This is a genomic window from Bradyrhizobium sp. STM 3562 (assembly GCF_045571435.1).
GTDB lineage: Bacteria > Pseudomonadota > Alphaproteobacteria > Rhizobiales > Xanthobacteraceae > Bradyrhizobium.
Genome location: NZ_CP120694.1, coordinates 5144878 through 5169881 on the forward strand (window position 1 = coordinate 5144878; position 25004 = coordinate 5169881).

The 25004-nt window shown below is 61.6% G+C and carries 21 protein-coding genes and 1 pseudogene; 2 read left to right on the forward strand and 20 right to left on the reverse strand.

The features are described from left to right. Positions 1 to 3: 3 nt before the first annotated feature. Positions 4 to 1791 (forward strand): glycoside hydrolase family 15 protein, encoded by a 1788-nt coding sequence (locus P6U23_RS23910; protein WP_407175012.1) that lies wholly within the window; start codon positions 4 to 6, stop codon positions 1789 to 1791. A gap of 85 nt (positions 1792 to 1876) precedes the next feature. Here the strand turns inward: P6U23_RS23910 and P6U23_RS23915 are convergent, their stop codons facing one another. The 3 genes from P6U23_RS23915 to tnpB (P6U23_RS23925) all read right to left on the reverse strand — a co-directional run bounded on the left by P6U23_RS23915 (position 1877) and on the right by tnpB (P6U23_RS23925) (position 3997). Continuing rightward, positions 1877 to 2044, reverse strand: coding sequence for a hypothetical protein (locus tag P6U23_RS23915; protein ID WP_407175013.1), 168 nt, complete (start codon positions 2042 to 2044; stop codon positions 1877 to 1879). 72 nt (positions 2045 to 2116) lie between these two features. Then, positions 2117 to 3769 carry an IS66 family transposase gene (gene tnpC / locus P6U23_RS23920; RefSeq protein WP_407175014.1) on the reverse strand — a complete coding sequence of 551 codons (1653 nt, stop codon included), beginning with the start codon at positions 3767 to 3769 and terminating at the stop codon, positions 2117 to 2119. A gap of 69 nt (positions 3770 to 3838) precedes the next feature. Continuing rightward, positions 3839 to 3997, reverse strand: coding sequence for an IS66 family insertion sequence element accessory protein TnpB (gene tnpB, locus P6U23_RS23925; RefSeq protein ID WP_407175015.1), 159 nt, complete (start codon positions 3995 to 3997; stop codon positions 3839 to 3841). Between the two features lie 67 nt (positions 3998 to 4064). Here tnpB (P6U23_RS23925) and P6U23_RS23930 point away from each other — a divergent pair, with 67 nt between their 5' ends. Continuing rightward, positions 4065 to 5414: an IS701 family transposase gene (locus P6U23_RS23930; RefSeq protein ID WP_407175016.1), complete on the forward strand. Its 1350-nt coding sequence runs from the start codon at positions 4065 to 4067 to the stop codon at positions 5412 to 5414. An 88-nt stretch (positions 5415 to 5502) separates the two neighbouring features. On the opposite strand, the pseudogene tnpB (P6U23_RS23935) reads toward P6U23_RS23930, so the two are convergent. The 17 genes and pseudogenes from tnpB (P6U23_RS23935) to P6U23_RS24015 all read right to left on the reverse strand — a co-directional run. Continuing rightward, positions 5503 to 5637, reverse strand: a pseudogene (tnpB, locus tag P6U23_RS23935) (IS66 family insertion sequence element accessory protein TnpB); the annotation flags it as partial. Further along, the gene (gene tnpA / locus P6U23_RS23940; protein ID WP_407175017.1) at positions 5634 to 6026 is read right to left on the reverse strand and encodes an IS66-like element accessory protein TnpA; all 393 of its coding nucleotides are present in this window, start codon (positions 6024 to 6026) and stop codon (positions 5634 to 5636) included. The gene tnpA and the pseudogene tnpB (P6U23_RS23935), both read right to left, overlap by 4 nt. A gap of 94 nt (positions 6027 to 6120) precedes the next feature. Next, entirely contained in the window at positions 6121 to 6477 is a 357-nt protein-coding gene (locus tag P6U23_RS23945) for a hypothetical protein (RefSeq protein ID WP_407175018.1), read from the reverse strand. Further along, positions 6474 to 7127 carry a cytochrome c oxidase subunit 3 gene (locus P6U23_RS23950; RefSeq protein ID WP_407175019.1) on the reverse strand — a complete coding sequence of 218 codons (654 nt, stop codon included), beginning with the start codon at positions 7125 to 7127 and terminating at the stop codon, positions 6474 to 6476. The genes P6U23_RS23945 and P6U23_RS23950 overlap by 4 nt, the downstream gene beginning before the upstream one ends. Further along, the gene (locus P6U23_RS23955) at positions 7117 to 8787 is read right to left on the reverse strand and encodes a cbb3-type cytochrome c oxidase subunit I (protein ID WP_407175020.1); all 1671 of its coding nucleotides are present in this window, start codon (positions 8785 to 8787) and stop codon (positions 7117 to 7119) included. The genes P6U23_RS23950 and P6U23_RS23955 overlap by 11 nt, the downstream gene beginning before the upstream one ends. Beyond that, entirely contained in the window at positions 8784 to 9731 is a 948-nt protein-coding gene (coxB, locus tag P6U23_RS23960) for a cytochrome c oxidase subunit II (protein WP_407175021.1), read from the reverse strand. Before coxB ends, P6U23_RS23955 begins: the two co-directional genes overlap by 4 nt. A gap of 4 nt (positions 9732 to 9735) precedes the next feature. Then, positions 9736 to 10557 carry an SCO family protein gene (locus tag P6U23_RS23965; RefSeq protein ID WP_407175022.1) on the reverse strand — a complete coding sequence of 274 codons (822 nt, stop codon included), beginning with the start codon at positions 10555 to 10557 and terminating at the stop codon, positions 9736 to 9738. Continuing rightward, on the reverse strand, positions 10554 to 11081 hold the full coding sequence (locus P6U23_RS23970; RefSeq protein WP_407175023.1) for a hypothetical protein: 528 nt from the start codon (positions 11079 to 11081) through the stop codon (positions 10554 to 10556). The genes P6U23_RS23965 and P6U23_RS23970 overlap by 4 nt, the downstream gene beginning before the upstream one ends. Further along, complete coding sequence (locus tag P6U23_RS23975) at positions 11074 to 12174, reverse strand: hypothetical protein (protein WP_407175024.1); 1101 nt, start codon at positions 12172 to 12174, stop codon at positions 11074 to 11076. Before P6U23_RS23975 ends, P6U23_RS23970 begins: the two co-directional genes overlap by 8 nt. Continuing rightward, positions 12171 to 12686, reverse strand: a complete 516-nt coding sequence (locus P6U23_RS23980) for a c-type cytochrome (protein ID WP_407175025.1) — start codon at positions 12684 to 12686, stop codon at positions 12171 to 12173. Before P6U23_RS23980 ends, P6U23_RS23975 begins: the two co-directional genes overlap by 4 nt. Beyond that, complete coding sequence (locus P6U23_RS23985) at positions 12683 to 13216, reverse strand: DUF3341 domain-containing protein (protein WP_407175026.1); 534 nt, start codon at positions 13214 to 13216, stop codon at positions 12683 to 12685. The genes P6U23_RS23980 and P6U23_RS23985 overlap by 4 nt, the downstream gene beginning before the upstream one ends. After that, positions 13213 to 14580: an NrfD/PsrC family molybdoenzyme membrane anchor subunit gene (gene nrfD, locus P6U23_RS23990; RefSeq protein WP_407175027.1), complete on the reverse strand. Its 1368-nt coding sequence runs from the start codon at positions 14578 to 14580 to the stop codon at positions 13213 to 13215. The genes P6U23_RS23985 and nrfD overlap by 4 nt, the downstream gene beginning before the upstream one ends. Next, positions 14558 to 17530: a TAT-variant-translocated molybdopterin oxidoreductase gene (locus P6U23_RS23995; RefSeq protein WP_407175028.1), complete on the reverse strand. Its 2973-nt coding sequence runs from the start codon at positions 17528 to 17530 to the stop codon at positions 14558 to 14560. Before P6U23_RS23995 ends, nrfD begins: the two co-directional genes overlap by 23 nt. Beyond that, positions 17527 to 18180 (reverse strand): cytochrome c3 family protein, encoded by a 654-nt coding sequence (locus P6U23_RS24000; protein WP_407181560.1) that lies wholly within the window; start codon positions 18178 to 18180, stop codon positions 17527 to 17529. The genes P6U23_RS23995 and P6U23_RS24000 overlap by 4 nt, the downstream gene beginning before the upstream one ends. Before the next feature lie 234 nt (positions 18181 to 18414). Further along, the gene (locus P6U23_RS24005; RefSeq protein WP_407175029.1) at positions 18415 to 19797 is read right to left on the reverse strand and encodes an alpha-hydroxy-acid oxidizing protein; all 1383 of its coding nucleotides are present in this window, start codon (positions 19795 to 19797) and stop codon (positions 18415 to 18417) included. 188 nt (positions 19798 to 19985) lie between these two features. Further along, positions 19986 to 23096 carry an FAD-binding and (Fe-S)-binding domain-containing protein gene (locus P6U23_RS24010; protein WP_407175030.1) on the reverse strand — a complete coding sequence of 1037 codons (3111 nt, stop codon included), beginning with the start codon at positions 23094 to 23096 and terminating at the stop codon, positions 19986 to 19988. Beyond that, the gene (locus P6U23_RS24015; protein WP_407175031.1) at positions 23093 to 24919 is read right to left on the reverse strand and encodes a thiamine pyrophosphate-dependent enzyme; all 1827 of its coding nucleotides are present in this window, start codon (positions 24917 to 24919) and stop codon (positions 23093 to 23095) included. Before P6U23_RS24015 ends, P6U23_RS24010 begins: the two co-directional genes overlap by 4 nt. Between the last annotated feature and the right edge of the window lie 85 nt (positions 24920 to 25004).

Genomic DNA, 25004 nt, shown 5'->3' on the forward strand with positions numbered 1-25004 from the left:
CTCATGTCGAACCCCATCGAAGAGTACGGCCTAATCGGGGATGGAGAAACAGCCGCGCTGGTCCATCAGAGCGGCTCCATCGACTGGTTGTGCTTGCCGCGTTTTGACTCCGATGCTTGCTTCGCCGCCCTGCTGGGCATGGCGGAGAATGGATTCTGGAAACTTGCTCCTGTGAGCCCGGCGCGGACCTCGCGCCATTACGCAAAAGACACCCTCGTCCTGGAGATGGAGTTTGAAACCAGCTCAGGAGCGGTGCGGCTAACGGATTTCATGCCCATTCGCGACATGAACCCGGCTCTGATCCGGATCGTGACAGGCTTGCGCGGTCGGGTGACGATGCGCAGTGAAATGAACCTTTGTTTCGACTATGGGTCGGCTCATCCCTGGCTTGACGTCCATGGCGACCGGGCGATCGCGCGGGTCGGTCCTGATCTTGCCGTTCTTTACTCCCCGCTCAAGCTGCATCGGGATGGACCGACGGTTGTCTGCGAGTTCGATTTGAGCGCCTCCGAAGAGCGCGCCTTCGCTCTGATCTATGGCTGCAGCTCTGCACCCGAGCCGCCCGCCGTGGATGCGGCCGACGCGCTGTCCGAGACTCTGCAGCATTGGCGCAAATGGATCGGCCGCTTTCGGAAGCAAACCGACTGGCCTGATCCAGTTCGCCGCTCGCTCATTACACTGAAGGCAATGATCTACCGCCCAACCGGCGGCATGATCGCCGCGCCGACCAGTTCGCTTCCAGAGCGGTCCGGCAGTGCCTACAACTGGGACTATCGCTATTGCTGGATCCGCGACGCGGCGTTCAATCTCATCGCGCTGATCGATGCCGGCTATCAGGCCGAGGCGACCCAATGGCGCAACTGGATGTTGCGCGCGGTGGCCGGCGATCCCGAAAAGATGCGCATCCTGTACCGCGTCGACGGCTCTCGCCGGCTGGAAGAATGGGTTGCCGATTGGCTTCCGGGCTATCGATGGATTCCTCCGGTCCGGGTTGGCAACGCTGCGGCTTCGCAGCGCCAACTCGACATATTCGGCGAACTCCTGGATTCCATTCATATCGGTGCTCAAGCCGGTATAGAGCGATCGAGCCAGGAGGAGGAAGTGCTTGAAGGCGTCGTCAAACATGTCGAAGCTGTGTGGCGCCTGCCGGACAACGGCCTTTGGGAATTACGCGGCCAACCCCACCATTTCGTCTACTCCAAGGTCTCGGCCTGGGTTGCGATCGATCGCTATATCCGACACCGTGAAGTGTACGGCCCTCATGCCGATGCCAACCTTGGCTGGATGAGAAGATTGCGGAAGACGATGCACGATGAGATATGTCAGGAGGGTTACGTTTCGGGCCTTGGTCATTTTGTCGAGTACTTCGGAGGCGAGTCGCTGGACGCTAGTCTCTTGCTCTTGCCCCTCCTCGGCTTTCTGCCGATCGAGGACGAACGGATCGCGCGCACGATCGACGCGGTCGAGAAGCACCTTGTGGTCGACGGCCTTGTTCACCGCAAAAAACCGCAGCAGCAGAATCCGGAAGGCGCCTTCCTTGCTTGTAGCTGCTGGCTGGCCGATTGTCAGTTGATGCAGGGACGATGCGAGGCCGCTCGCAAGACCTTCGAGCGTGTTCTCGCCGTGAGCAATGATCTCGGTCTTCTCGCCGAAGAGTACGACGTCAACACCAAGCGTTTCACCGGCAATTTTCCTCAGGCACTCTCGCACGTCGCCGTCGTGCGTACCGCCTTGCGTTTCTCCGGCGCGGTCAGCGAGCGCGGCGATGGACGGTCGAACCCGTCCGCGTGACCGGATCCTATACAGCGGGCTATCAGCAGCCGTTCTCGGGAGAGGCTCACTGTAAGCATGCGGCGTGGGCCGCTGGCCAGCTAGATTATTCTGATTGCCAGCGCTTGAGCCATTCCGGATTTTCTTTGTACATCCGGATGAGCTCGATCAGGTTTTCGATTCCGAAGTCGGTGAACGCCTGGATGCCGTCTTCGCCGACGCCATAGACCCAGATCACACCGTCCTCGATTTCCATTTCGATGGCCGCAACCATTCTTCGTCTTCGCCGAGGTCCTTGGCGACCTGACTGATGGTGGTGACGTGATGGACTTGTTGACGTGCGTGGTCATGCCGCTCGAGCGGAGATCGTTGCTGTCGCTGGCTTCCAATTCCAGGGCAGCAGCTCGTCCAGCCGATGAGCCGGATGGGAGGCGATGCGGGCGAGGACGTCCGCCAGCCAGGCCTGCGGGTCGACACTGTTCATCTTGCAGGAGATGATCAAGGTATACATGGCTGCGGCACGCCGTCCGCCGCGGTCAGAGCCGCAGAACAGCCAGGATTTTCGCCCAAGAGCTATGCCTCTTAGGCCTCTCTCGGCAGCGTTGTTGGAGAGACAGATACGCCCGTCCTCGAGGAAGAAGGTGAAGCTCGGCCAGCGCTTCAGGACGTAGGTGAACGCCTTCGCCAGGTCGTGCCCGCGAGAGAGCTTGGCAAGCTGCTCCCGCATGTAGATTTGAAGATCCTCGACAATGGGCCGGCTCAGCGTCTGCCGAACCTCCAGGCGCTCTTGTGTGCTCTTGCCATTGATCGAGCGCTCGATCTCGAACAGCGCATCGATCCGGCGCACGACCTCGATCGCGATCGGCGAGATCGGGATTTCCTTTTTGCCAGTGGCCTTGCGCCGCGCATTCTCTTCGATGTCGGCCATGGCGAAGAATGGACGTCGCGCATGCGCCCAGCAAGCAGCCTCCCGGATCGGTCCGGGCTGGCGCCCAGCCAGATAGAGCTGGTTGTACCCGTCAAAGGCATCGGCCTGCAGGATGCCGGCATAACGGGCCAAATGCGCCTGAGGATGCTCGCCCTTGCGGTCGCGTGAGTAGTAGAACATGGCCGCCGGCGGACCCGCGCCACCAAAGGGTCGGTCGTCCCGGACGTAAATCCAGCACCGTCCCGTGTCGGTCTTTCCCTTGGCCAGCACCGGCACCGTCGTATCATCGGCATGAAGACGCTCGGCCGCCATGACATGGGCTTCGATGAGGCGCAGCAGAGGATCCAGTACCGTGCAGACCGATCCCACGGCGTCGGCCATGGTCGAGAGCGCGATCGGCACGCCCTCCAGGGCGTAGCGCTCGGCCTGGCGGTTCAACGGCTGATGCTGGCCGAACTTCTCGAACATGATCATGGCCAGCAGGCTCGGACCGGCCCAGCCTCGTGCGACAGCATGGAACGGCGCTGGAGCCTGGCTGATCTTCTCACAGTCGCGGCAGCTAAACTTCTCCCGCACCGTCTCGATCACTTTCCACTGGCGCGGCACGGATTCCAGCGTCCGGGTCACGTCCTCGCCGAGCTTGCGCAGGCGCTTGCTGCCGCAGCACTCGCAAGCCGTCGGTGGATCGATCACCACCCGTTCGCGTGGAAGATGCTCGGGGAAGGTCTGGCGCTCGGCGCGCTTGCGCGTAAATCCGCGCACCGTCGTCGTCTTGGCCACGGCACGTTCGGCTGCCAATTCGTCTTCAGTGGCGTTACTTTCCAGCTCTTCGAACGTCAGCGCTAACTGATCCATCAGGCGGGACGATCGCTCTGACCGTTGGCCGTAGATCTGATGCCTTAGCTTGGCGATCTGCAGCTTCTGCTGGGCGATCAGCGCCTCGTCTTCTGACGCTTTGGCGCGGGCGACCGCAAGTTCGGCCGCGATCACCAAGCCGTTCGCGCGCTCGATCGCCAGCGCCTCTTTCAAGGCGGCGACCTCATCCGGAATCCCGTCGCGACCACCATCCATGCGACGCAATGAATCACAGATTGGACGCGTTGGGACTCCTAAAATGGAAACGCTCGCAGATTTCTTCGCTCAGCCCGCGCTCTGCGGCCGCCAACTTAGTTGTGGATTTCTCCAGTCGATGCCCTCGAGCATATAGGCCATCTGCGCCGCCGAGATCGACACCGCACCGCCCGATGCCGAGGGCCAGATGAACTTGCCGCGGTCAAGACGCTTGGCATAGAGCGACATGCCTAGCACTACTTTGGCGGATCGTTGATTTTGCCGTGCGTTATAGGATTCCCGAATCAATTTTTCAATGATTCATGGGTGGTCGGCTCTTGGAGGGCTGACCATGGCGGGATGGGAAGACGAACTCGAACGCTGGCTGATGCCGTTCTTGGACCGGCTGGGTCATAAGTCTCGGCAGCAGATGTGTCCCCGTTACGTTGCGGGATTGATCGGTCCTGGCGATCGCAAGAGCGTTCAGCCGATGGCAGAACGCCTCGCAACCGGCAACTACGATCAGCTGCACCATTTCATCGCCGATGGTGTCTGGGACGCGACGCCGCTGGAGACAGAGCTGCTCAGCCAGGCGGACCGACTGGTCGGCGGCAGGGATGCGGTGCTGGTTATTGATGACACCGCACTGCCGAAGAAAGGTGAACGGTCGGTTGGTGTTGCGGCTCAATATGCGTCGGCTCTCGGCAAAACGGCAAATTGCCAAACACTGGTGTCGTTGACGCTCGCGCGCGGCGAAGTGCCAGTGATGGTCGCGTTACGTCTCTTTCTGCCTGACAGTTGGACAAGCGACGTGTCTCGTTTGAAGCGCGCTCGCGTGCCAGTCGAATATCGAACGCCACGGTCCAAGCCGGAGATTGCTTTGGCCGAGATTGATCGCGCGATGGCAGCCAACGTGCGCTTTGGATGTGTGCTGGCGGATGCGGGATACGGACTTAGCGCACCGTTTCGACAAGGGCTGACAGAGCGCGGGCTGGCCTGGGCTGTCGGTATCCCTCGGCACCTGAAAGTGTATCCGGTCGATGTGAAGCTCATTTGGCCGATTACCAAGGTCCGCGGGAAACCACGAAAGCACCACGTGCCCGATATCTTATCGATTGCGGCAGAACAAATGCTGGCCAGCGCCAAATGGAAAACCGTGAGTTGGCGCAGCGGGACGAAAGGTCGGCTGAAAGCCCGATTTGCTGCTCTCCGTGTCCGCACCGCCGACGGTCCTCCTCAGCGGATCTGGGATAAGGGTCAGCAGCATCTCCCGGGCGACGAAGCCTGGCTCATTGGCGAGCAACGTGCCTCAGGGGAGAAGAAATACTATCTTGCCAATCTCCCGGCGGCGACAGATCTGCGCACACTGGCTGCCACCATCAAGGCACGATGGATTTGTGAGCAGGCGCATCAGCAGTTGAAGGAGGAGCTTGGACCTGATCACTTCGAGGGGCGATCATGGCAGGGCCTTCATCGCCACGCCCTAATGACAATGATTGCCTATGCCTTCCTACAGCATCGTCGCCGCGCACACGCGGGGCGGAAAAAAAAGAATCAACGGACCTCCGCCCCAGCCAACGATGCCCGCCGTACGTCACGCCATCGTCGATCTCATCCTTCGGCCGCCGCCTCAACGGTGCCCATACTGCCGAAGACAAATCCTTGAAAACCACTGGCGCAAACAGATTCTGCCAAAGTAGTGCTAGCCCGTCATGCCATAAAATCTTGACCAGATCGCCGCGGCGGCCCCGGAAGATGTAGAGATCACCGGCATGAGGATCGCGCTTCAAGCTCTCCTGAACCGTAAGAGCCAAGCTTTGCATGCCGCGGCGCATGTCCGTGTGACCCGTGGCGATCCAGACCCTGACGCCGCTCGGGATCGGGATCATCGCCGCCTCAATAGCTCAAGAACCCGCTGCAGCGCCTCGCTGTCTACGTCACGGTCAACCCGCACCCGACAGCCGCCAAGCTCGATCTCGATGATTCCAGCCCTTGCACGCTGCGCAGGAGGCGAACACGACGGTTGCGGCGCGCATGTCGATGCTGAAGCCGGCGTAGAAGTGATCTCCACCGGAACGAGCGCCGGAACGGTCTCGCCGCCTAAGCAGCCCTGGCGTGCCTGTCGGCGCCACGTGAACAGCAGGCTTTGAGCCATTCCATGTCGGCGGGCGACGCCGCAGACCGTCTCGCCAGGTTGCAAGGTCTCCTCAACTAGGCGGACCTTCTCGTCGTAACTCCATCGGCGCCGACGTTCAGCACCTAAGACCTTGACCTGCATTCGCTACATGACCTTAAGGCTAGACTTAAGGTCACATCCTCAGAAAGGCCGCGGAATTGCACAAGGTGGCCCGCCGCCGCCGCAGGGATACGGCTCACTGGCCAGTCTGCGGCGTTTGAATGCGGGGATGGGTCGGCTCAGAATGCGGCGGCCAGCCTTGCCGATTGGAATAGTCGGTCATGCTCAAACCATACAGAAACAGCAGCCAGAAAAAGCCGCTGATGGCGAACACCCATTTCAGCGAAGCTGATCCTTTCAGGCGCATGAAAAGGATGAACAAGGCGGCTGTCTGTATCCCTGCTATCCCGTACTGCACAATCGGCGCCCAGATCCCCATATTGAGGTATGCAGTCCAAACGCTCACGCCAGCCAGCAGGAGCATGACGCCCCAGGCGATGACGAAGGGCAATGCCCGCGCACGTCTTGCTTCAATTTCGGGCCCGATGCTCATGAGCGTCCAAGCAGGTAGATGCTGGGGAAGAGAAAAAGCCATACGGTATCGACGAAGCTCCAGTAGATTCCGACCGCTTCGAGCGGCGCATAATAGGCAGGCCCTATCTCGCCATGCCGTATCCGCCAGAGCAGCATGTAAAGGACCAGCGCGATTCCGACCGTGAGATGCACCGCGTGCAGGCCTGTTCCAACCCAGTAAAACACCCAGAACAGCTCCCCCGCTGATCCCTCTCCCGGCTTGGACTCGAAATGGACCACAGGCACGACCTTGTCCTGATAGTCGAGATAATATTCGTAGCCCTTGACGATGAGAAAGGCGCAGCCGAGCGCCACGGTGACGACCAGCCAGATTATCATCCTGCGAGGGTTCTCGTCCTGGGCGGCTGCATTGACGGCAAGCACCATGGTCAGGCTGCTCGTGAGCAGCAGCACGAAGTTCAGGCTGCCGCACCACAGCACCGTGTCCCGTGCGGCAACTTCAAATTCGTGCGGATAAGTCATTCGATAAAGAAAATAGGCGAAGATCAGGGCGCCGAAGAAGATCGTCTCATTCACCAGGAAGACCCACATCCCGAGCTGGGCCGTATCGCCTTGCTGTTCGAGCGTGGCGTATTGCACCTCGGGCGCAAGCCGTGCACTACCGGACATGCCGCGCACCCTCCTGGCTCACAAAGCTGTCGTTCTCCGGATCGTAACTGTAGGGTCCGAGCCTGACGACCGGCGTCCGCTCGAAATTGTGCTTCGGTGGCGGAGAGGGCGTGAGCCATTCAAGGCCGGTCGCGCCCCAAGGATTGGCTCCCGCCTTGCGCCCCCAGAACACGGTCCAGCCGAGATAGAACAACGGAAGAAGATAGGCCACCGCAAGAATGGAAGCGCCCGCTGAGGACAGCAGGTTCCAGGACTGCCATTCCGCCGGATAGGTGTAGGAGCGCCTGGGCATGCCGAGATAGCCGAGCACGAATTGCGGAAAGAATGTCAGATTGAACCCGATATAGGTGAGGATCGCGGCAAATCGCGCCCACATTTCCGGATAGAGGCGACCGGTCATTTTCGGCCACCAGTAATGCAGCGCGCCGAAGAAGGCGCTGACGGTCGCGCCGACCATGATGTAGTGGAAGTGAGCGATGACGAAATAGGTGCCGTGGACGTCGACATCGACCGCAAGGGTCGCCAGCATCAGTCCCGTGACCCCGCCCATCGTGAACAACAGCACGAACCCGAGTGCATAGAGCATCGGCGCATCGAAGGTGATCCGTCCCTTGTGCAGGCTCACCGTCCAGTTGAACACCTTGATGGCCGAGGGCACGGCAACAAAGAACGTCGCCAGCGAAAAGACGATCCCGGAATAGATCGAAATTCCCGCCACGAACATGTGATGCGCCCAGACAAAAAAGCTCAGGATCGCGATAGACATCAGCGCGATCGTCATTCCGGCATAGCCGAACACCGGCCGTCGCGCATAGCAGGGAATGATTTCACTGGCGACGCCCATCGCTGGCAGGATCATGATGTAGACCGCCGGGTGCGAGTAGAACCAGAACATGTGCTGCCACAGCAGTGGGTCGCCGCCATGGCGGGCATCGAACAGCCCGACGCCGATGAACCGCTCGACGGCAAGAAGAAATGTATCCATTGCTAGGACCGGAGTGGCCGTCAGCATGACGACGCTCACGGCATAGATGGCCCACACGAACAGCGGCAGGCGCATCCAGGTCATGCCGGGCGCGCGCAATCGATGAATGGTGACGACGAAATTGAGAGCGGTCATGATCGACGAGAAGCCGTTGATGAAGACCGCCATGGCCGCCGCGAAGACATAGCCATTGGCGTAGACCGTGGACAGCGGTGTGTAAAACGTCCAGCCGGTATCGGCCCCTCCCATGACGAGGGCATAAAGCACCACGAGACCTGACAAATTGAAAACGTACCAGCTCAGAAGGTTGACGCGCGGAAATGCGAGATCACGCGCCCCGATCATCATCGGAATGAAGAAATTGCCGAAGGTCGTCGGGATTGATGGAATGAGAAAGAACCAGACCATGATGATGCCGTGCATCGTGAACATGCGGTTATAAAGTGCCGGCTGCAGCAGGCCTTCAGGTGTTGCGAGATTCATCCGCATCAGCGTGGCGGCGCCGCCGCCGACAAAGAAAAAGAACGTGATCGAGACGAAGAAGAGAAGTGCGATGCGCTTATGGTCACGGGTGAACAGCCAGGAGGCGACCGTATTCTCCGATGTGAGATAGCTGGGCTCGGTCGTGGCGCCGGGTTCGAGCGCCGGAACCCGCCCAAATGTCGTGGTGCTCATCGGCCGGCCTCCTGCTTACCCCCGAGGGATTTGATATAGGCAATCAGCTTCAGCAGTTCGTCCTCCCCGAGCTGCCCGGAAAAATCGGGCATGACGGGCGGGTATCCGGCAACAGTGAAGCTGCGCGGGTTGAGAATGCAGTCCCGCAAATACGCATCATCGGCGATCCGGACCGAGCCGTCCTCCAGGTGCACCAGCGTGCCGTAGAGCCCTGCGAGCGAGGGCGCATGAACCGTGCTGTTCTCGCCGTGGCAGCCGCTGCAGCCATGCGCGCGGAAGAGATCGGCGCCCTGTGCCGCAAGGGATTGGTCCACGCCCTGCTCGCCAAGCCAGCGCGCGTAATCTGGCGCCGTCATCACGACGATATCCCCCTGCATCGTCGCATGCTGAAGCCCGCAATACTGCGTGCATTCGAGCTTGAACACGCCGGTTTTGTTGGCCTTGAACCAGATGGTTTCGAGCGTACCGGGCACCACGTCGTGCTTGATGCGGAACGCCGGGACAAAGAAGCTGTGAATGACGTCCTCGGACGCCATCACTAGCCTGATCGTCTTGTCGACTGGAACGTGCAGTGCATCGATCTCGCGCTGTCCGCCCGGATGCTCGACCTTCCACATCCACTGCTTGCCCACGACATAGACCTCCTCGTCTGCCGGCGGCGGCTTGAACAGCCATAGGTAGATGGCCGCCCCCCAGACAAAGAGGATCAGGAACACGCCGAGCGTCGCGGAAGTCCAGGCGATTTCGAAGTGCCACGTCTTTTCAACCAGATTGGCCCGTGAGGCGGCGCTGCGGCTACGGTAGCGGATGCAGAAGCTCAGCATCATCACGACGACCGTCGCCATGATCAGGCCGCTAAGCGCGAGTTCGGCTATGTAGAGGTTGTTGACCACCACTGCGTTGACGGCGGCTGTATCAGGCCAAAATGGGATCCAGTGATACATGGCCTCACCCGTAGCGCCGCCGCCGGATAGCGATGAATATTGCGATTGCGGTCAACGCGGCCCCGATATTGGCAGCCGTAAAGGCCGCCATGACCGAGACCGTCCATTGGCCGAGCGGCGCGCCCTGAACGTGGCAGAGCAACAGCAGACGAGTTAGAGGCCCCTGCGACTTGTCTTGCTCGGCATCCGCAAAGGCCGCGACCACTTCCTGCGGGCTCACCGTCGAGCCCTCCACATAACGGCTGATGACGCCATCCGGCGCCGCCACGATGAATCCTGCGGGATGGATGTAGGTATCGAGCAGAGGGTCATACCGATACGGAAATCCCACAGTCTCCGCGATGTTGCGTACACTCGCGGGGCTACCCGTCAGAAAGTGCAGGCCCGCCCTGCTCCCGGCACGATCAAGCAATGCGGCATAGGTCTCCGTTGCGGCAGCCGCGTCGCGTGGCCGATCGCGCGGATCGATGCTGATTGCAACCAACTGGTAATCGCGCCCCGGTTCGAGCGGCAGGGTCTTGAGCGTATCACTGACCAGATTGCGCAGGGTCACGCCGCACAGCGACGTGCAGCGCAGATATTCGAGCACAAGGATGACAGGTGACTTGGTAAAGTACGCGCCGAGCGAGACGCTGCGGCCGTCTTCATCGATGAGCCTCTCGCTGAGCGGCAGCCGCGCGCCTGGATGCGCTCGAAACGACAGGTCTACAATATCGCTGGTCTCGGGCGTTCCCGATCGAGAGATGCGCGGTCCGAGGTAAGCGATGCTCGAACCAACAGCCCCGAGCAGGACGACAAGGACCAGAGCGTGGGCGATCCGCATCATTGTTGCGCCTTCGGAAAGCCGTCGATCCCCGTCTGCGCAAGCTTCTTCATCGCCTGTTCAATCGGGATATGGACAATCCCCTTCTGCTTATCGATCCAGTAGTAGCTGTTGAGCCGCTGTGCCTCCTCGGCGCGAAAGCGCTCCAAGTCGGCTTCCGGATTGGTCTGCAGACGGGGACCCGGTGGATTGATGTGCAGCGTGCGGCTGACGTCAGGCAGCGCATCCGGATATGCGACGATCAGCACCACGCAAGAGATGGCGAGCAGCGCAAGGAGGCCGATATAGATCACGGCAACCGGGCGCAGCTCCCAGTCGGTCGGCTCGAACGCGGTGACCGGATCATCCTGCTGAACCTCTGTATCGGCCATGACCACCGGGGTCGCAGGATCGGGTTTGGATTTCTTGGGCAGCTTGCGCAAGAAAAGGTAGACTCCAAGCATGGCAGTGAGGACCGCGCCGGCGATGACATTCCGCCACGCCACGCGGCCAACGCCTTGCGTCTCCTCGTGCGCCTGGTCAGCCATGGTCCGTGGTCCAGAGCGGTCGGTTCGCCGGCGCAAGCCCGCGGGAATAACGCAATTCAAAGGCAAACAGCAGCATGATCGCGCCGCCCAGGGCCAGAACCGCCGCAACGTCAAGCCAGAATGGCGTCGGGCTCGTGGACTCCGGCATGATCAGAAGCCAGGTGTTCGCGACCCGGCTGATCAGGACCAAGGCACAGACGATCCCAACCACGCCTCGATGGCACTTGCTGGGCGCCCACAGCAGGACGAAGAACGGCACCACGAATCCGAAGCCGGCCGAGACGTAGATCGCCGGACGCCATGCCGAGTCGAGTCGCTTCAGGTACCATGGGATCTCCGTCCTGAGATTCTCCTCCCAGATGATCAGGAACTGCATGAACTCGAGATAGGCCCAGAAGATCGTTGTCGCGAGCAGGATGCGCGCAAGGTCGCTCATATGCGTGCGGCGCCTCTCCTCGGCTGGCCAACCAGAAGCTGCGACGGTCAACAACACCGTCGCCATCCCCGTGTTGAACCAGTTGGCCGCTTGCGTGTACGGGAAGATCGATGACCAAAACCGAGGTTCAAGCGAGAGAATCCAGTCGATCGCGGCAAAGCTCGCGGACAACGCCAGCACAATGAGTCCGATTGCACTGATCCAAGACAGACCGGAGCGCACAGGCTCCTTTCCCTCGCGCGGCCCCCACAGTGCGTAGCCCGCCAGCAGATTCCACAGCACCACGTAGATCCCATATCGGACACGAAAGGCGTGGGGATTAAGATAGAAGGTATTCGGCAGGTCCGGCGCCGGGTGCGTCCAGCCATACAGCGAATTCAAATCGATGAAGGCCGGAATGCCGGCAAGGCTTGCGAGCGGCATTGTCATGGTGGCGGCAGCGAGAACCGGCCGGGCCGTTTCCATCCAATCGCCACCGCTGAGGTCGTGTACGAGCACGAGCGTGACGCCCGCGAGTGGGATGCCGAGCCAAAGGACGTAGCTGCACAACCACGCATGCGCAAAAGCAGCCCAGTCCGACAGCGCACCGATGATGCAACCGGCAACGCCGATCGCGGAAACGACGACTGCACCAATCCTGACCCACATCGGTTTCATTGCAGCGCGCTCCGCTTGTCGGCTGGCACGTCGGACAGCGATGCGCTCGCACTTGCCTGTAAAGCCCGGATATAAGCCACGATGGCCCAGCGGTCCGCGGGGTCGACCCTGTCCGCGTAGGAATACATCGCGCCATAACCATGCGTCATCACGTCATAGAAGAGCTGGTTGGGCGCGTTCCGCAACGTCTGGCTGTGATACGATGGCGGGTGCGGAAACCCGCGCTGCACGATGATGCCATTGCCGTCCCCGCCCCTGCTGTGGCAAGGCGAGCAATAAATGTCGAAGCGCTGCTGGCCGCGTTCGAGCAGTGCCATAGTAACCGGCGGAGGGCTCGGCACAGCAGGAGAATCGTCGCGTGCGACCGTGTGCGGCACCGGTTTGATCGGCCAGTTGACCTGAGAGCCGACGGGCACTTCATAAGGATTCAACTTCGGCTGATTGGCCATGTTGTCGCACGCCGTCAGCGCGGCCGACAGAACAGCCACCGCCGCGCCCGACCTCCACCTCATGCCGGCACCTCCTCGATGCGTTCGGCACCGAGCCGCTCAAACAGGGCGCGCACGGACGCCGCGTCGAAACGTGGATCGGTCGCCTCAATGCAGATGACGAAGCGGTCGCGGGAGGCGCGTTCGAAGGCTCCCGCCTCGAAGATCGGATGATAGAGCCTGGGCAATCCGGACGCCGCCAGCATCCCGATAAAGCCGGCGGCAATCGTCACCAGTAGCATGAACTCAAACGTTCCGACCATGAAGGCCGGCCAACTGTTGTACGGGCGGCCGCCGACATTGATAGGATAGTTCAATGCTTCGTCCCAGAATTGGATCCAGTATCCCCAAAACGCACCCAGGACCGCGGCGGTGAACATCAGAAGCGGCAGAAGCGGCTTCGGCCCCGGATGGATGATCCGATCCAGCCCCTCGACCGGATAGGGCGTATAGGCTTCGAACGCGCGAAAGCCGGACCGACGCAGATCTTCTGCCGCGTTCCTCACCGCGTCCGGTGTTGCAAACTCCGCCACGAGGCCAAAGAGCTTCTTCATTTGACCTTCTCTTCGTCGATGATCTCCCGCACTTCGGCGAGCGAAATGATCGGCGCAAATCTCAGGAACAGGAAGAACAGCGTCAGAAACAGCCCGATCGTTCCGGCGAGCGTCGCCCAATCCCAGAGGGTTGGGAAATAGTAACCCCAATACGAGGGCATATAATTGTGCTCGAGGCTCGCCGTCGTGAAGACAACGCGCTCCTGCCACATCCCGACGATGATTCCGCCGGAGATCAGGAACAGCAGGACCTGATTGCGGCGAACGACCGGCAACCACAACAATTGCGGAACGATCACGGTGAGGATCTTCTCCGACCAGAACAAGGGTGCCGTAAATCCGAACGCTCGGTGAAGGAATTCGGTCCGTTCGGCAACGTCACTGCTGTAGAGCGGACCGAACGCTTCCCAGACGTAGGCGTAAGCGAGCATCAGGCTGCCGACGAGCATCACCTTGGCCATGGCGTTGAAATGATATTCCGTCAGCACGCTCTGGAGGCCGTAGCCCCAGCGTACAAGGATCGTCAGCATGACGATGATCGCGGTGCCCGACGTTACCGCGCCGAAGAAGAAGTAAGGAGGAAATTGCGTATCATGCCATCCTGGCGTCAGTCCCGCCGCATAGTCGAGGCCGACCACGCTGTGCACAGAGATGACCATCGGCGCCATGATAGCGGACATGATCGCGTAGACGATGCGCTGGTTCTGCCACTCCGCGACGGACCCGCGCCACCCCAGGGCGAGGATTCCGTAGAAGATCTTCTTCGGCTTGGTCGTCGCAAGATCGCGTACTGTCGCGAGATCGGGCAGGATCCCTGCGTAATAGTACATGATCGACATCAGAATGTAGCAAAGCAGGCAGATGAAATCCCACCACAGCGGGCTGCGCATCTGCGGCCAGACGCCCATCACGGTCGAATAGGGAAACAGCCAATAGAAAAATCCCGGCCTGCCCAGATGCATGATCGGCATCAGGCCCGCGCAGGGCGCGGCTGACAGCAACATGCTTTCGGCGATGCGGTTCGTGGCCGAACGCCATGGCGATCGTGTCAGGAAGAACAGCGCGGACACGATCGTTCCCCCGCTCGCCAGTGCGATCCACCAGACATATTCGGCAATCGCAAGCCCCCACGCGACCGGTATCTCGACGCCCCACACTCCGATGCCGACGATGAACAACACCGCCATCTGGACGATCAGCACCGTGAGCAGCGCGAATGAAACGCCGAAGCCGATCCACCACCAAAGCGGCGCCTTGCGCATGAGCACGCGACTGCTCACGTCCTCGCTCAAGGTGGTCAGGGTCACATCCGGCCCGACAACCCGCCCAAGGGCCGGCAATTCATTCGTCAGCGTCGTCGCCATGGCGTATTGCCTCGCCGTCTCCGGACGTATCGGTCTTGATCGCCGGATTGGGATTGCGGATAAGCGCGCTGTAACTGGTCCGCGGCCGCGTATTCAGTTCATCGAGCAACGCATAGTCGATCGGCCACGCTTTGCGTTTGGCGACGCCGCTGTTGCTGTCGTTGCGATCGCCGAACACGATCGCCTGGGTCGGGCAGCTCTGCTGGCAGGCAGTACGCACCTCGCCATCGGCGATCTTGCGATTTTCCTTCTCCGCGTCGATCTGAACGGTGCGGATGCGCTGAATGCAATAGGTGCATTTCTCCATCACGCCACGGCCGCGCACCGTCACTTGCGGGTTCCAGGACTCCGCAGCGCGCTCGTTCTCTTCGGCATATCCATAGAAATTGAAGCGACGAACCTTGTAAGGGCAGTTGTTGGAGCAAAACCGCGTGCCGACGCAGCGGTTATAGACCATCAGGTTGAGACCTTCGTGATCGTGCACGGTGGCGTGCACCGGGCAGACCACTTCGCACGGCGCCTGTTCGCAATGCATGCAAGGCATCGGCTCGAACGCCGTATCGGGCGCATCGGCCGAGCCGGAATAGTAGCGATCGACTCGCAGCCAATGCATCACGCGTCCTGCGAGGACCTGGTCCTTTCCAACGATGGGGATGTTGTTTTCGGCCTGGCAGGCGATCGTGCAGGCTTGGCAACCGATGCAGGAATTGAGATCGACCGCCATGGCCCAGGCGCGATCCGGATATTGATAGGCCTGATAAAGCGACTCTGCCTTCTTCCGCTCTACGATCTTGCCGGGATCGCTCTTGAATTGCGTGAGATCGCCCTCCCGGATGAGGTCGCGCCCGAGCACGCGATCCTGGCCCTGGGTGGTCGCGAGCCTGTAAGTCTCTTCCGTCTTGACGATCGAGGCTATCTCGACACTCCAAGTATGGCCGGAGTTGCGGACGATATAGGCGCTGAAGCCGGAGCCGACGCCAAGTCCGCCCGCGGCGCGGCCCCAGCCTAGCGGCAAGGTGATGCAATCGGGCGCCTGACCGGGCAGCACGAAGATAGGCGCCTTCAGCTTCGCCTTGTCGATGACGATCTCGACGACATCGTGCGTCTTCAGATCGAGCCGCTTCGCCGTACTTGGTGCGACGAGCGCGGCGTTGTCCCAGGTCAAGCGCGTGAAAGCGCGAGCCATTTCAAGAAGCCAGGGATTATTGGCGTGGCGCCCATCCCAAAGTCCCTCATCCGACCGGAACAGCGCTTGCAGCGCCGGCTGGCTAGCTGTGGCCGTGGGGTGTTCTTGAATGGCGACGTCAGAAACCTGCTTGAGCGACAGGGCGGGTTCTGCGGTGTCGGCAACGACCCCGGTCCGCAGAGAGTTGTGCCAGAACGCTTCAAAGTCGCCCCGGTTCTCCTGCTGAACACGCGCCCGCCAGAAATCACGCAACAGTCCGTAAGTATCGGGCGACAAATCCTCAAGCAGTACGGCGAGGAGTTCCTGCGGGGCGCGACCGCCATACAGCGGACGCACCTGCGGCTGCATGATCGTCACCGTGCCGTCGAAAGCGCGCGCATCGCTCCAAGCTTCAAAGGCGTGCGCAGCGGGAATGCGCCACCTGCACGCGACCGCCGTTTCATCATCATAGAGTGCAAGTGAGACCGAGAACGGGACGTGGCGCAGCCGCGCGGCAAACTCGAGATCGGCGGGCGCATCATAGACCGGGTTCGCGCCGAGGATCAGGAGTGTGTCAACCTTTCCCGACGCCATATCGTCGGCAAGTTCGGCAAGCGATTGCTGCTTCGACCCGGGCATTGCCTCGACGGGAGCGATCAGCTTGACCGTGCTGTCGAAGGCGCCAAGTCTGGCGTTGATCGCATCAGTCAGCAGATGGACTTCGGCAGGCTGCTCCCGTCCGGCATGCACGAGGGCCCTGCCCTTGTTCTCACTCAAATCATCGGCCGCTGCCTTCAGCCAAGGTGCATATCTGTTTTCCGCTTGCGACCATGCTTGCGGACCAGCTCCCAGCAGTGCCGCGAGATAACGCAAGGCGTCGATGATCTCGCCCGGCTGCATGGCAAGGCGATGATCCGCCTTCGCGCCGAGCAGCGTGGGCGTGCTTTCGATCGCATAGACCCGGCTCATTGTACCGCCGCTTTCAGCCGGCCGCCGCGCCGCGGCAAACTGCCGGGCATAGGCGAGCCAACCCGGCGTTGCCGAGATCAGATCGCTTTCGACGCCGAGGATTCGTTCGGCCTTGCTCAGGTCGAAAATCCGATCCGCATTCTGTCCAAAGCTCCGTGCGGCGGAGGCGTATTCGCTGTCGCGATGAAGCGGCTCCCATTGATGCCAGCGCATGGCCGGAAACTGCTGCTGCAGCTTAGTCATCTGGTCGGCTAACGACGGCGAGGTGATCGCTCTGGTCAGGATGCGTAACCTCTCCCCTTTTCTCTCCACCAAGGCATCGCGCCGGCTGTGCAGTGCGCTGACGAAGCTCTCCCAGGGAGCGATCCTTCCCTCGCCAAAAATGGTCTGGGCACGCCGCGGGTCATAGAGTTCGAGAATGCTCGCCTGCATGATCGCGCTCGCCGCACCCAGAGATGCGGGGTGATCCGGATTACCTTCGACCTTGATTGGCCGCGCCATCTGATGCGCGACCAGGACCCCTGTGGCGTAGCCATCCTGGAGCGTCGCGCCAGTGTAGTAGCGGTTGCGACCGGGCACGACGTTTTCGGGCTGCTCGACATAGGGCAGCAGTTGCCGCTGCTCGACCTCAGGACCGCATCCAGATAATCCACCCAGCGCCATCGATGCCGCCATCAACTGGAGGAATCGGCGGCGGTCGAATGCATTGACGACATCGCGAAACCGCGGTGCCTGCCGTTCGACCAGCGCCACGAACTCCGGTGACTCGGCCAATTCCTCGAGGCTTCGCCAATATGTGCGGACTGGTTCCTTCATCGGTGACAGATTCCGCAGTCGGACAGAGCTTCCGTTTTGATGTGGTACTGCACCAGCAACGCATCACCCGAGGGAGTTGAATCGGTGCGACGCCAGTGCGGGTTGAAGACCTGGTCCTTCGGGCGAAGGTGCGGCGCCGGATCGCGATGGCACGAGAGACACCAGCTCATGTAGAGGCTGTTGGCCTTCCAGGTCATTGCCATGTCGCCAATCGGACCGTGGCACTCCGTGCAACCGACGCCCTTGGCGATGTGGATGCTGTGGTCGAAATAGACATAATCCGGAAGGGTGTAGACCCGCGTCCACCTGATCGGACTGTTTTCGGCCACGCTTTCCCGGTCTGGCTCCAGCATTGCGGCATTGGTCCAGATCTGCGAATGACAGGTCATGCAAATTGCGGTCGATGGCATTCCCGCGTTCGAGGATTCCTCCACTGTCGTGTGGCAATAGCGGCAATCCAGCCCAAGTCCGCTGACGTGATGCTTATGACTGAACGGGATGGGCTGCTCGGGCGTGAAACGTTGCTGGCTGTTGTAATCCATTAACGGCACGATCCAGATGGCCGCCGCCAAAAACACGCACACGCAAAACGCCCCGACGAGCGCTGCGGTCATGAACAAATTTGCTCGTGGCCCGAACACCGCCATCAGTAAGCCCTGTGACAGCCACCCCGGCGCGTCACGCCAGTTCACACGATGTCGGAATATCGGCGAGCTGCGAAAAGAAACTCTATTGAAGGGGTGTCGTTCCAAAGACTTTCGACGACACTGCCGGCGCGATCGGCGTCGCGTTTGTACGTTCGCGTACAAAGCTCACAGCGCTTGATGCAGGTGTCCTCGTAGCGGGTGGCTCTGACGCGACCGAGCGGTCCATCCAAGCGGCCGTCAGGGCGGCATAGGATGACCCGCATGGCCGAAATGCGTGAGCAGATGAGGGCCAAGCTCGTCGATGCGGCTCACGCCCAACAGGCCCATCGCATCCAATGCTTCGGAGTTGAGAATCTCCAGGGCACGGGCCGCACCTGCGGTACCGGCCGCGCCGAGCCCGTACAGCGGCGCACGCCCGACCCAGACGGCATCGGCGCCCAGCGCAAGCGCTTTGAGCATGTCTGTTCCTCGTCGAACGCCGCCCGACACATACAGCGCGATCCGATCGCGGACGATGTTCCGTGCGACGGGCACGAGATCAAGCGGCGAGATCGTCCAGTCGAGTTGCCGTCCGCCATGACTGCTCAGCACGACTCCATCCACGCCGCTGTCGACGGCGCGCCGCACGTCATCCGGACTGAGGATCCCCTTCAGAATGAACGGCTTCTTCCAGCGCTGCCGTATCTTTGCGACCGTATCCCAGCTTAGCGAGGTCGGTTGATGCGCGCGGACCCAATTCGATGTTGCGAAAAAGCTGCGGCGGTTTTTCGGAACGAAATCGATGATGTTCGGAAAGTCGGGTATGCCATGGGACAGCACGTTTTGCGCCATCCAGCGCGGATGAGACATGCTCTCCAGCGCAGCGGAGGTGGAAAGCCGCCTCTTCCCGACCTGGTTGCGCCGCTGCCACTCGCGATCACCGAAAATCTGCGTATTGGTCGTGAGCACGAGGGCTTCACAGCCGGCCTGGTCCGCGCGGCGAAGGAGCTCCTGCCAGACTTCGTCGCCCCCAAAGACGTAGAGCTGCCACCAATGGCGCACGCCGGGCGCCGCCTTGGCCACCTGTTCCATTGTGTCGTTCGACATGGTGCTCTGGACGAAGGGAACGCCGGCGTGCAACGCAGCCTGCGCCAGCATGCTGTCGCCGTGAGCGCGGAAGATGCCGTTGAGCCCCGTGGGCGACACTACGACGGGCATAGCGGCGGGGCGGCCGAGGATGTCCGTCTTGAGCGTGCGGCGGGATACGTCGACGAGGGTCCGCGGCACGAAACGCCAATCGGCATAGGCACGCCGTTCACGGAATAGCGTCGCTTCATCCTGCGCACCGCCTTCGAGATATTCGAGCGCGAACCGGGGCAAGCGCCGATGGCTCATCGCCCGCAGATCGGCAATAGCAATGGCGCGCTGCAGGTCGAAACCGGTGTAATATCGCCGCGACGGCGTTCCATCGACTTGCGCGATCTCGGTGTGGCGATTGGGGTCGTAGGCCGTCGGATGCGACCGGCGACCGAGCGCCAAGCCGGCGACGATCCCGGCGAGGCCAGCAAGGCCATAGGCCAAGAACGGAGCGGCTCCGTGAGTAGCGGCGCGGTGCTGACCAAACCTGTCTAGGACCGACATCGCAACCTGAATCCCTGACTTTTCGCTTGGCGTCTGCCGTCACATCTCGGCGAGCTTGCCGCCACGCAGCGAACTCGGGAGAACATATCGCCCGACGATGTTGTTCCTCCGAGTCGGGTTACTCATCTGCCACGATGTCGTGCGCGTCGCCGCCAATCATGGCTCAGCATCCGGGCGTCTCGCACCCGTTAGAAGCTCCTCCTTACCTTGCCGGATGCATTCGACCGCCCAAACCCAACGTATAGGAGAAGACCAAGTGCCGCGACGGCTCCCACACCGGCAATGGCCGCGTTGACATTGAGGCGCGCCGGAGCTTCGCGGTAGGCCTCCGATGCCTCGCGGGCAGGCATTTGCTGCCTGGCCCTGACCGCCAGCGCCAGGACTTCGGCCGGATGCATGGCCCAACGATGCGCACCATGCAGAATCTGTTCGCGGCAACTGAAGCCATCGGCAACGATCAGCGTATCGGCTGGCGCCTTGCGAACCGCAGGAAGCAGCTCCTGCTCGGCGATCTTCATCGAGACATCATAATGCTCGGCCTCATATCCGAAAGAGCCGGCTTGGCCACAGCAGCCAAGTTTCGGATAGTCGACCTTGAGCCCCATCGCATCGAACATCTTCTGTTGGGCATCAAATTCGAGCACGGAGCGGTGATGGCAATGCGCATGGGCGAGCGCCGCACGCTCGAACCGCGGCGGCTTCCAGTGGGGATTCTTCATCAAGAACTCGCTGAGCAGCATGGTCTGCTTGGCGAGACGATGCGCATCGCCGTCGTCGGGCATCAGGTTGACAAGCTCGTCTCGGAACACCGACACGCAGCTCGGCTCGAGGCCCACCACCGGCACCCCTGTCCGGATTGCTGGACGCAAGGCATCGAGCACCTGGTTGAGCTTGCGTTTGGCCAGCCCGAGCATTCCGTAATCATAGAGCGGTCGACCGCAGCACAGCGGCGCTGCCGGAACAAGGACACGATAACCGGCGTCCTCCAGAACAGTGACGGCGGCTTTGGCGGTGCCCGGCAGGAAATAGTTATTGAAGGTGTCGGGCCAGAGGATGACCGGCGGGCGCGAGCGATCCTCGATGTGTCGGTTGCGCAGAAACCAGTGCTGAAACGTCTCCGCGCTGAACTTCGGGGGCTCGCGCTCGTGAGCGAACCCGGCCACGCGCCGCAGCACGCTGCCGACCACCGGCGACTGCACCAGCAAATTGGTAAAGCCCGGCGCGACGGCGGCGAGCCGCGCCCAAGCGAAAACCAGTCCCATCGAATAGGCCGCGGCCGGGCGCGCGCGCCGCGCGTAGTAATGGGAGAGAAATTCCGCCTTGTAGGTCGCCATGTCGACCGAGACCGGGCAATCGTGCTTGCAGCCCTTGCATTGCAGACACAGATCGAGCGCCTCGCGCACTGCCTCCTCGCGCCAACCGCGCTTGAGCTCATCGCCCCGCATCATCTCGAACAGCAAATGCGCGCGGCCGCGGGTCGAATGCATCTCTTCGCGCGTTGCCTGAAAGCTCGGGCACATCACCTGCCCGCCGAGCGAGCGGCACTTTCCGACCCCAAAGCAGCGCTCAGCCGCGGTGGCAAAGGAGCCGCGATCGTCGGGGAATTTGAAATGCGTCTTCACCTGCCGCGGGTGGTAATCGGGGCCGAGCCTTAAATCAGCGTCGAGCGGCTGCGGGTCGATGATCTTTCCAGGATTCATCCGCCAATGCGGATCCCAGATCGCCTTGAACTCGCGGAACGCCTGGATCAGGTCAGGCCCGAACATTTTCGGCAACAGTTCGGCCTTTGCCTGGCCATCGCCGTGCTCGCCCGAGAGCGAGCCTCCGTAAGACAGGCACAAGTCTGATGCTTCTTCCATGTAGGCGCGGAACCTGGCCACCCCCTCCGTCGTCCGCAGGCCGAAGGTCATTCGAGCATGGATGCAGCCGTCACCGAAGTGGCCAAAGGCGGTGTAGGCATAACCATATCGCTCGCACAGCGCCTTGAAGTCGCGCAGGTATGGACCCAGCCGATCAGGTGGGACGGCCGCATCCTCCCAGCTCGGCCATGCCTCCTCGACGAGAGGAATATGGCTCGACCCGACGCCGGACTCGCGCACATGCCAGACTGCGGCCTGCTCCTTGCGATCTTCGATCACCCGCATGCCGGTTGACCTGGTACCGATCCGCTGCAGCCGACGATAGGCTGTCTCGGCCTTGCGGTTTGCGCCCCTCTGATCTTCCCCGCCGAACTCGAGCAGAAGCCAGGCGTGTCCATCCGGCAACTGTGCCGCCCCGGCCACCGATTTAGCTTTGCGTCGCATGTTGACGACGACGTGTTCGTCGATACCTTCCAGCGCCAGCGCGCCAAGCTCCCGGATCGCGGGCACGTCGTCACCTGCCTCGGCGAGATCGTGATAGCCGAGCACAAGCAGGCTGCGCGCCGACGGCGACGGCCGCAACTTCACGGTGGCCGCGAGCGTCAGCGCGCAGGTGCTCTCGGACCCGACCAGCGCGCGCGCGACATGAAACCCGTTCTCCGGTAGAAGCGAGTCGAGGTTATATCCGGAGACACGACGCGGAATTTTCGGATAGCGCGCGCGGATCTGCTCGCCGTAGCGCCCCGCGAGCTCACGAAGCCGCCGATAAATCTCGGCGCGGCGCCCGCCGCCACGCTGGATCAATTCGAAGGCATCCTCCGAGGTCTCTCCCACGCGGGTGCGCAAGCCGTCATAGGTGAGAACGTCGAGCTCCTCGACGTTGTCGACGGTCTTTCCGCCCCAAAACGTATGGGCCCCACACGAATTATTGCCGATATTTCCACCCAGCGTGCAGTACTGGTGAGTAGCCGGATCGGGCGCGAAGGTAAGCCCGTGGCGCTCCGCGGCTTCGCGCAGTTGGTCGTTGATGAGGCCAGGCTCGACCCTGGCAAGGCGCGCATCCGGATCGATCGCAAGAAGACGGTTCATGTGTTTGGAGAAATCAATCACGACCGCGACGTTGCAACACTGGCCGGAGAGGCTCGTCCCGCAACCACGGCCGAAGATCGGCACGCCGCGGGGGCGGCAACTCTCGACTGCGGCAATGACGTCGTCCGCATCACGCGGGATCACGACGCCGATCGGGACGTGGCGGTAGATGGAAAGATCGGTTGCATAGAGCGCGCGCGCTCCCGCCTCGAAGCGGACCTCACCTTTAACGCGGCGCTGCAGCTCAGCATTGAGATCCCGTGCAGCCTCGCGACGCCGGCGCTGCACTGCATCGGTCCCCTCGCCGCGCCCATAGGGCGTGCGCGGTAGGAGCTCGGGAACGATGTTCATTCATTTTCTCCGTCGCGGCCCGTAAGCTTCTCCATCACCCGCGCGGCACTGCCGAACGGGCTTTCGGCGAAGCTGAACTCCTGTACGGCATGTCGCCCGATGGAGAGTCCGATCGGGCGCCGGTTCACCTCGCCGCGCGCGAGCGCCGTTACCAGCTTCTTGGCCTCATCATTCGTGATCACCGGCGGCCATGGTGGCTCGAGCGGATCGACCACGCACTCGATCAAGGCAGGACCGGGCTGATCTAGCGCCGACCTGATCTGCTCGCGGCAGCGGGCCGGCTCCTCGATGCGCACGCCGTGCGCCCCGCATGCCTCCGCGACCTTGACGAAATCGACCGGCGCGAGATCGACGCCGTATTCCGGATTGCCCAGATAGAGCATCTGCTCCCATTTGATGAGGCCGAGCGTGTTGTTTTTCATCACCACGACTTTGACCGGCAGCTTGTTCTGCACCAAGGTGATGAAATCACCCATCATCATGGTGAACGAGCCGTCTCCGGTAAACGCAACGACCTGGCGATCCGGGTACGCCGTCTGCGCGCCGATTGCATATGGTACGGCCGCGGCCATCGAACACATTGTTCCGCTAAAGGAGAATCTCTGGCCCTCGCGCGGGCGCATGCGCGCCGCCCACGTGGTCACGGTACCGGAGTCCCCGCAGAGAATGGCATTCGAGGCCATCAGATCCGGCAAGTGCCAGCCAACGACCTGGGGTCGCATCGGTTGCCGCGGGTCGCTGGCACGCTCCTGCATCAGCGCCCACCACTCTTTCATCGCGCTCTGCGCCTGGCTGAGGAAGCTGCGGTCCTCGTTCCGCTTGAGCTTGGAGAGCAGCGCCCGCAGGGTCGCCTGAGCATCGCCGACGAGACCAATATCGACGGGGTAACGCAACCCGATATGTTCCGGCTTGTCGTCGATCTGTACACTGACAGCCTGGCCGGGCTTTGGAAGGAATTCGATATAGGGAAACGAGCTGCCGACGATCAGCAAGGCGTCGCAGGCCTTGAGCGCATCGACCGACGGCCGCGTCCCGACGACGCCGATGCCGCCGGTCGTGTACTCGCTCGTGTCGGCGATGCAGTCCTTGCCGAGCATCGCCTTGACGATGGGTGCACCGAGCCGCTCGGCAACCTGCTCAAGCTCGGCGCCCGCGCCGCGTGCGCCGGCCCCAGCGAGAATCGCGACCTTTCTTCGGCTCCCGATCAGGTCGGCCGCTTCCCTGATCAGCCCGTCATCGGCAGGCAGGCGTCGCGGCGGCTGATACTGCGCCGAGCTGTGGCCCTTGACGTTGCGTTTGAACCTTCGCTCAGCGCTGGCCGGCATGGCCTGGATATCGATGGGCAACGCGACATGCGCGACCGCACGGTTGGACAACGCAGCGCGGCAGGCGAGATTGACGACATTCTCCAAATGCGCCGGGCCCATCACCCGCTGATTGTAAATCGCAACGTCCTGATAGAGGTAATCCTGATTGATATCCTGCAGGTAGTGCGTTCCGATCAGATCGTGATAGGTCATGCCAGTGAGCGCGAGCACCGGCGCGCCGTCGACCTTCGCGTCGTAGAGGCCATTGAGCATGTGTACGGCACCGGGCGCTGCGGTCGAGAAGCACACGCCAAGGCGCCCGCTGAACTTCCCGTAAGCCGACGCCGCGAGTGCAGCGGTTTCCTCGTGCAGGCAATGGATGTAGCGGATCCGGTCTTTCGCCTTGCGGAACCCTTCCACCAACCCATTGATGCCGTCGCCGGGTAATCCGAAGACCGTGTCGACCCCCCAGTGCATCAGAATGTCAACGAGATTATCGGACACCGTCATCGGCATTTGGCTGACCTCAGCGAGGTGATCGGCTGATGCTGGTAAAAGCGTCGCGGCAGAAATCGTTCCTGAACGACTGCGGACCGCGGAA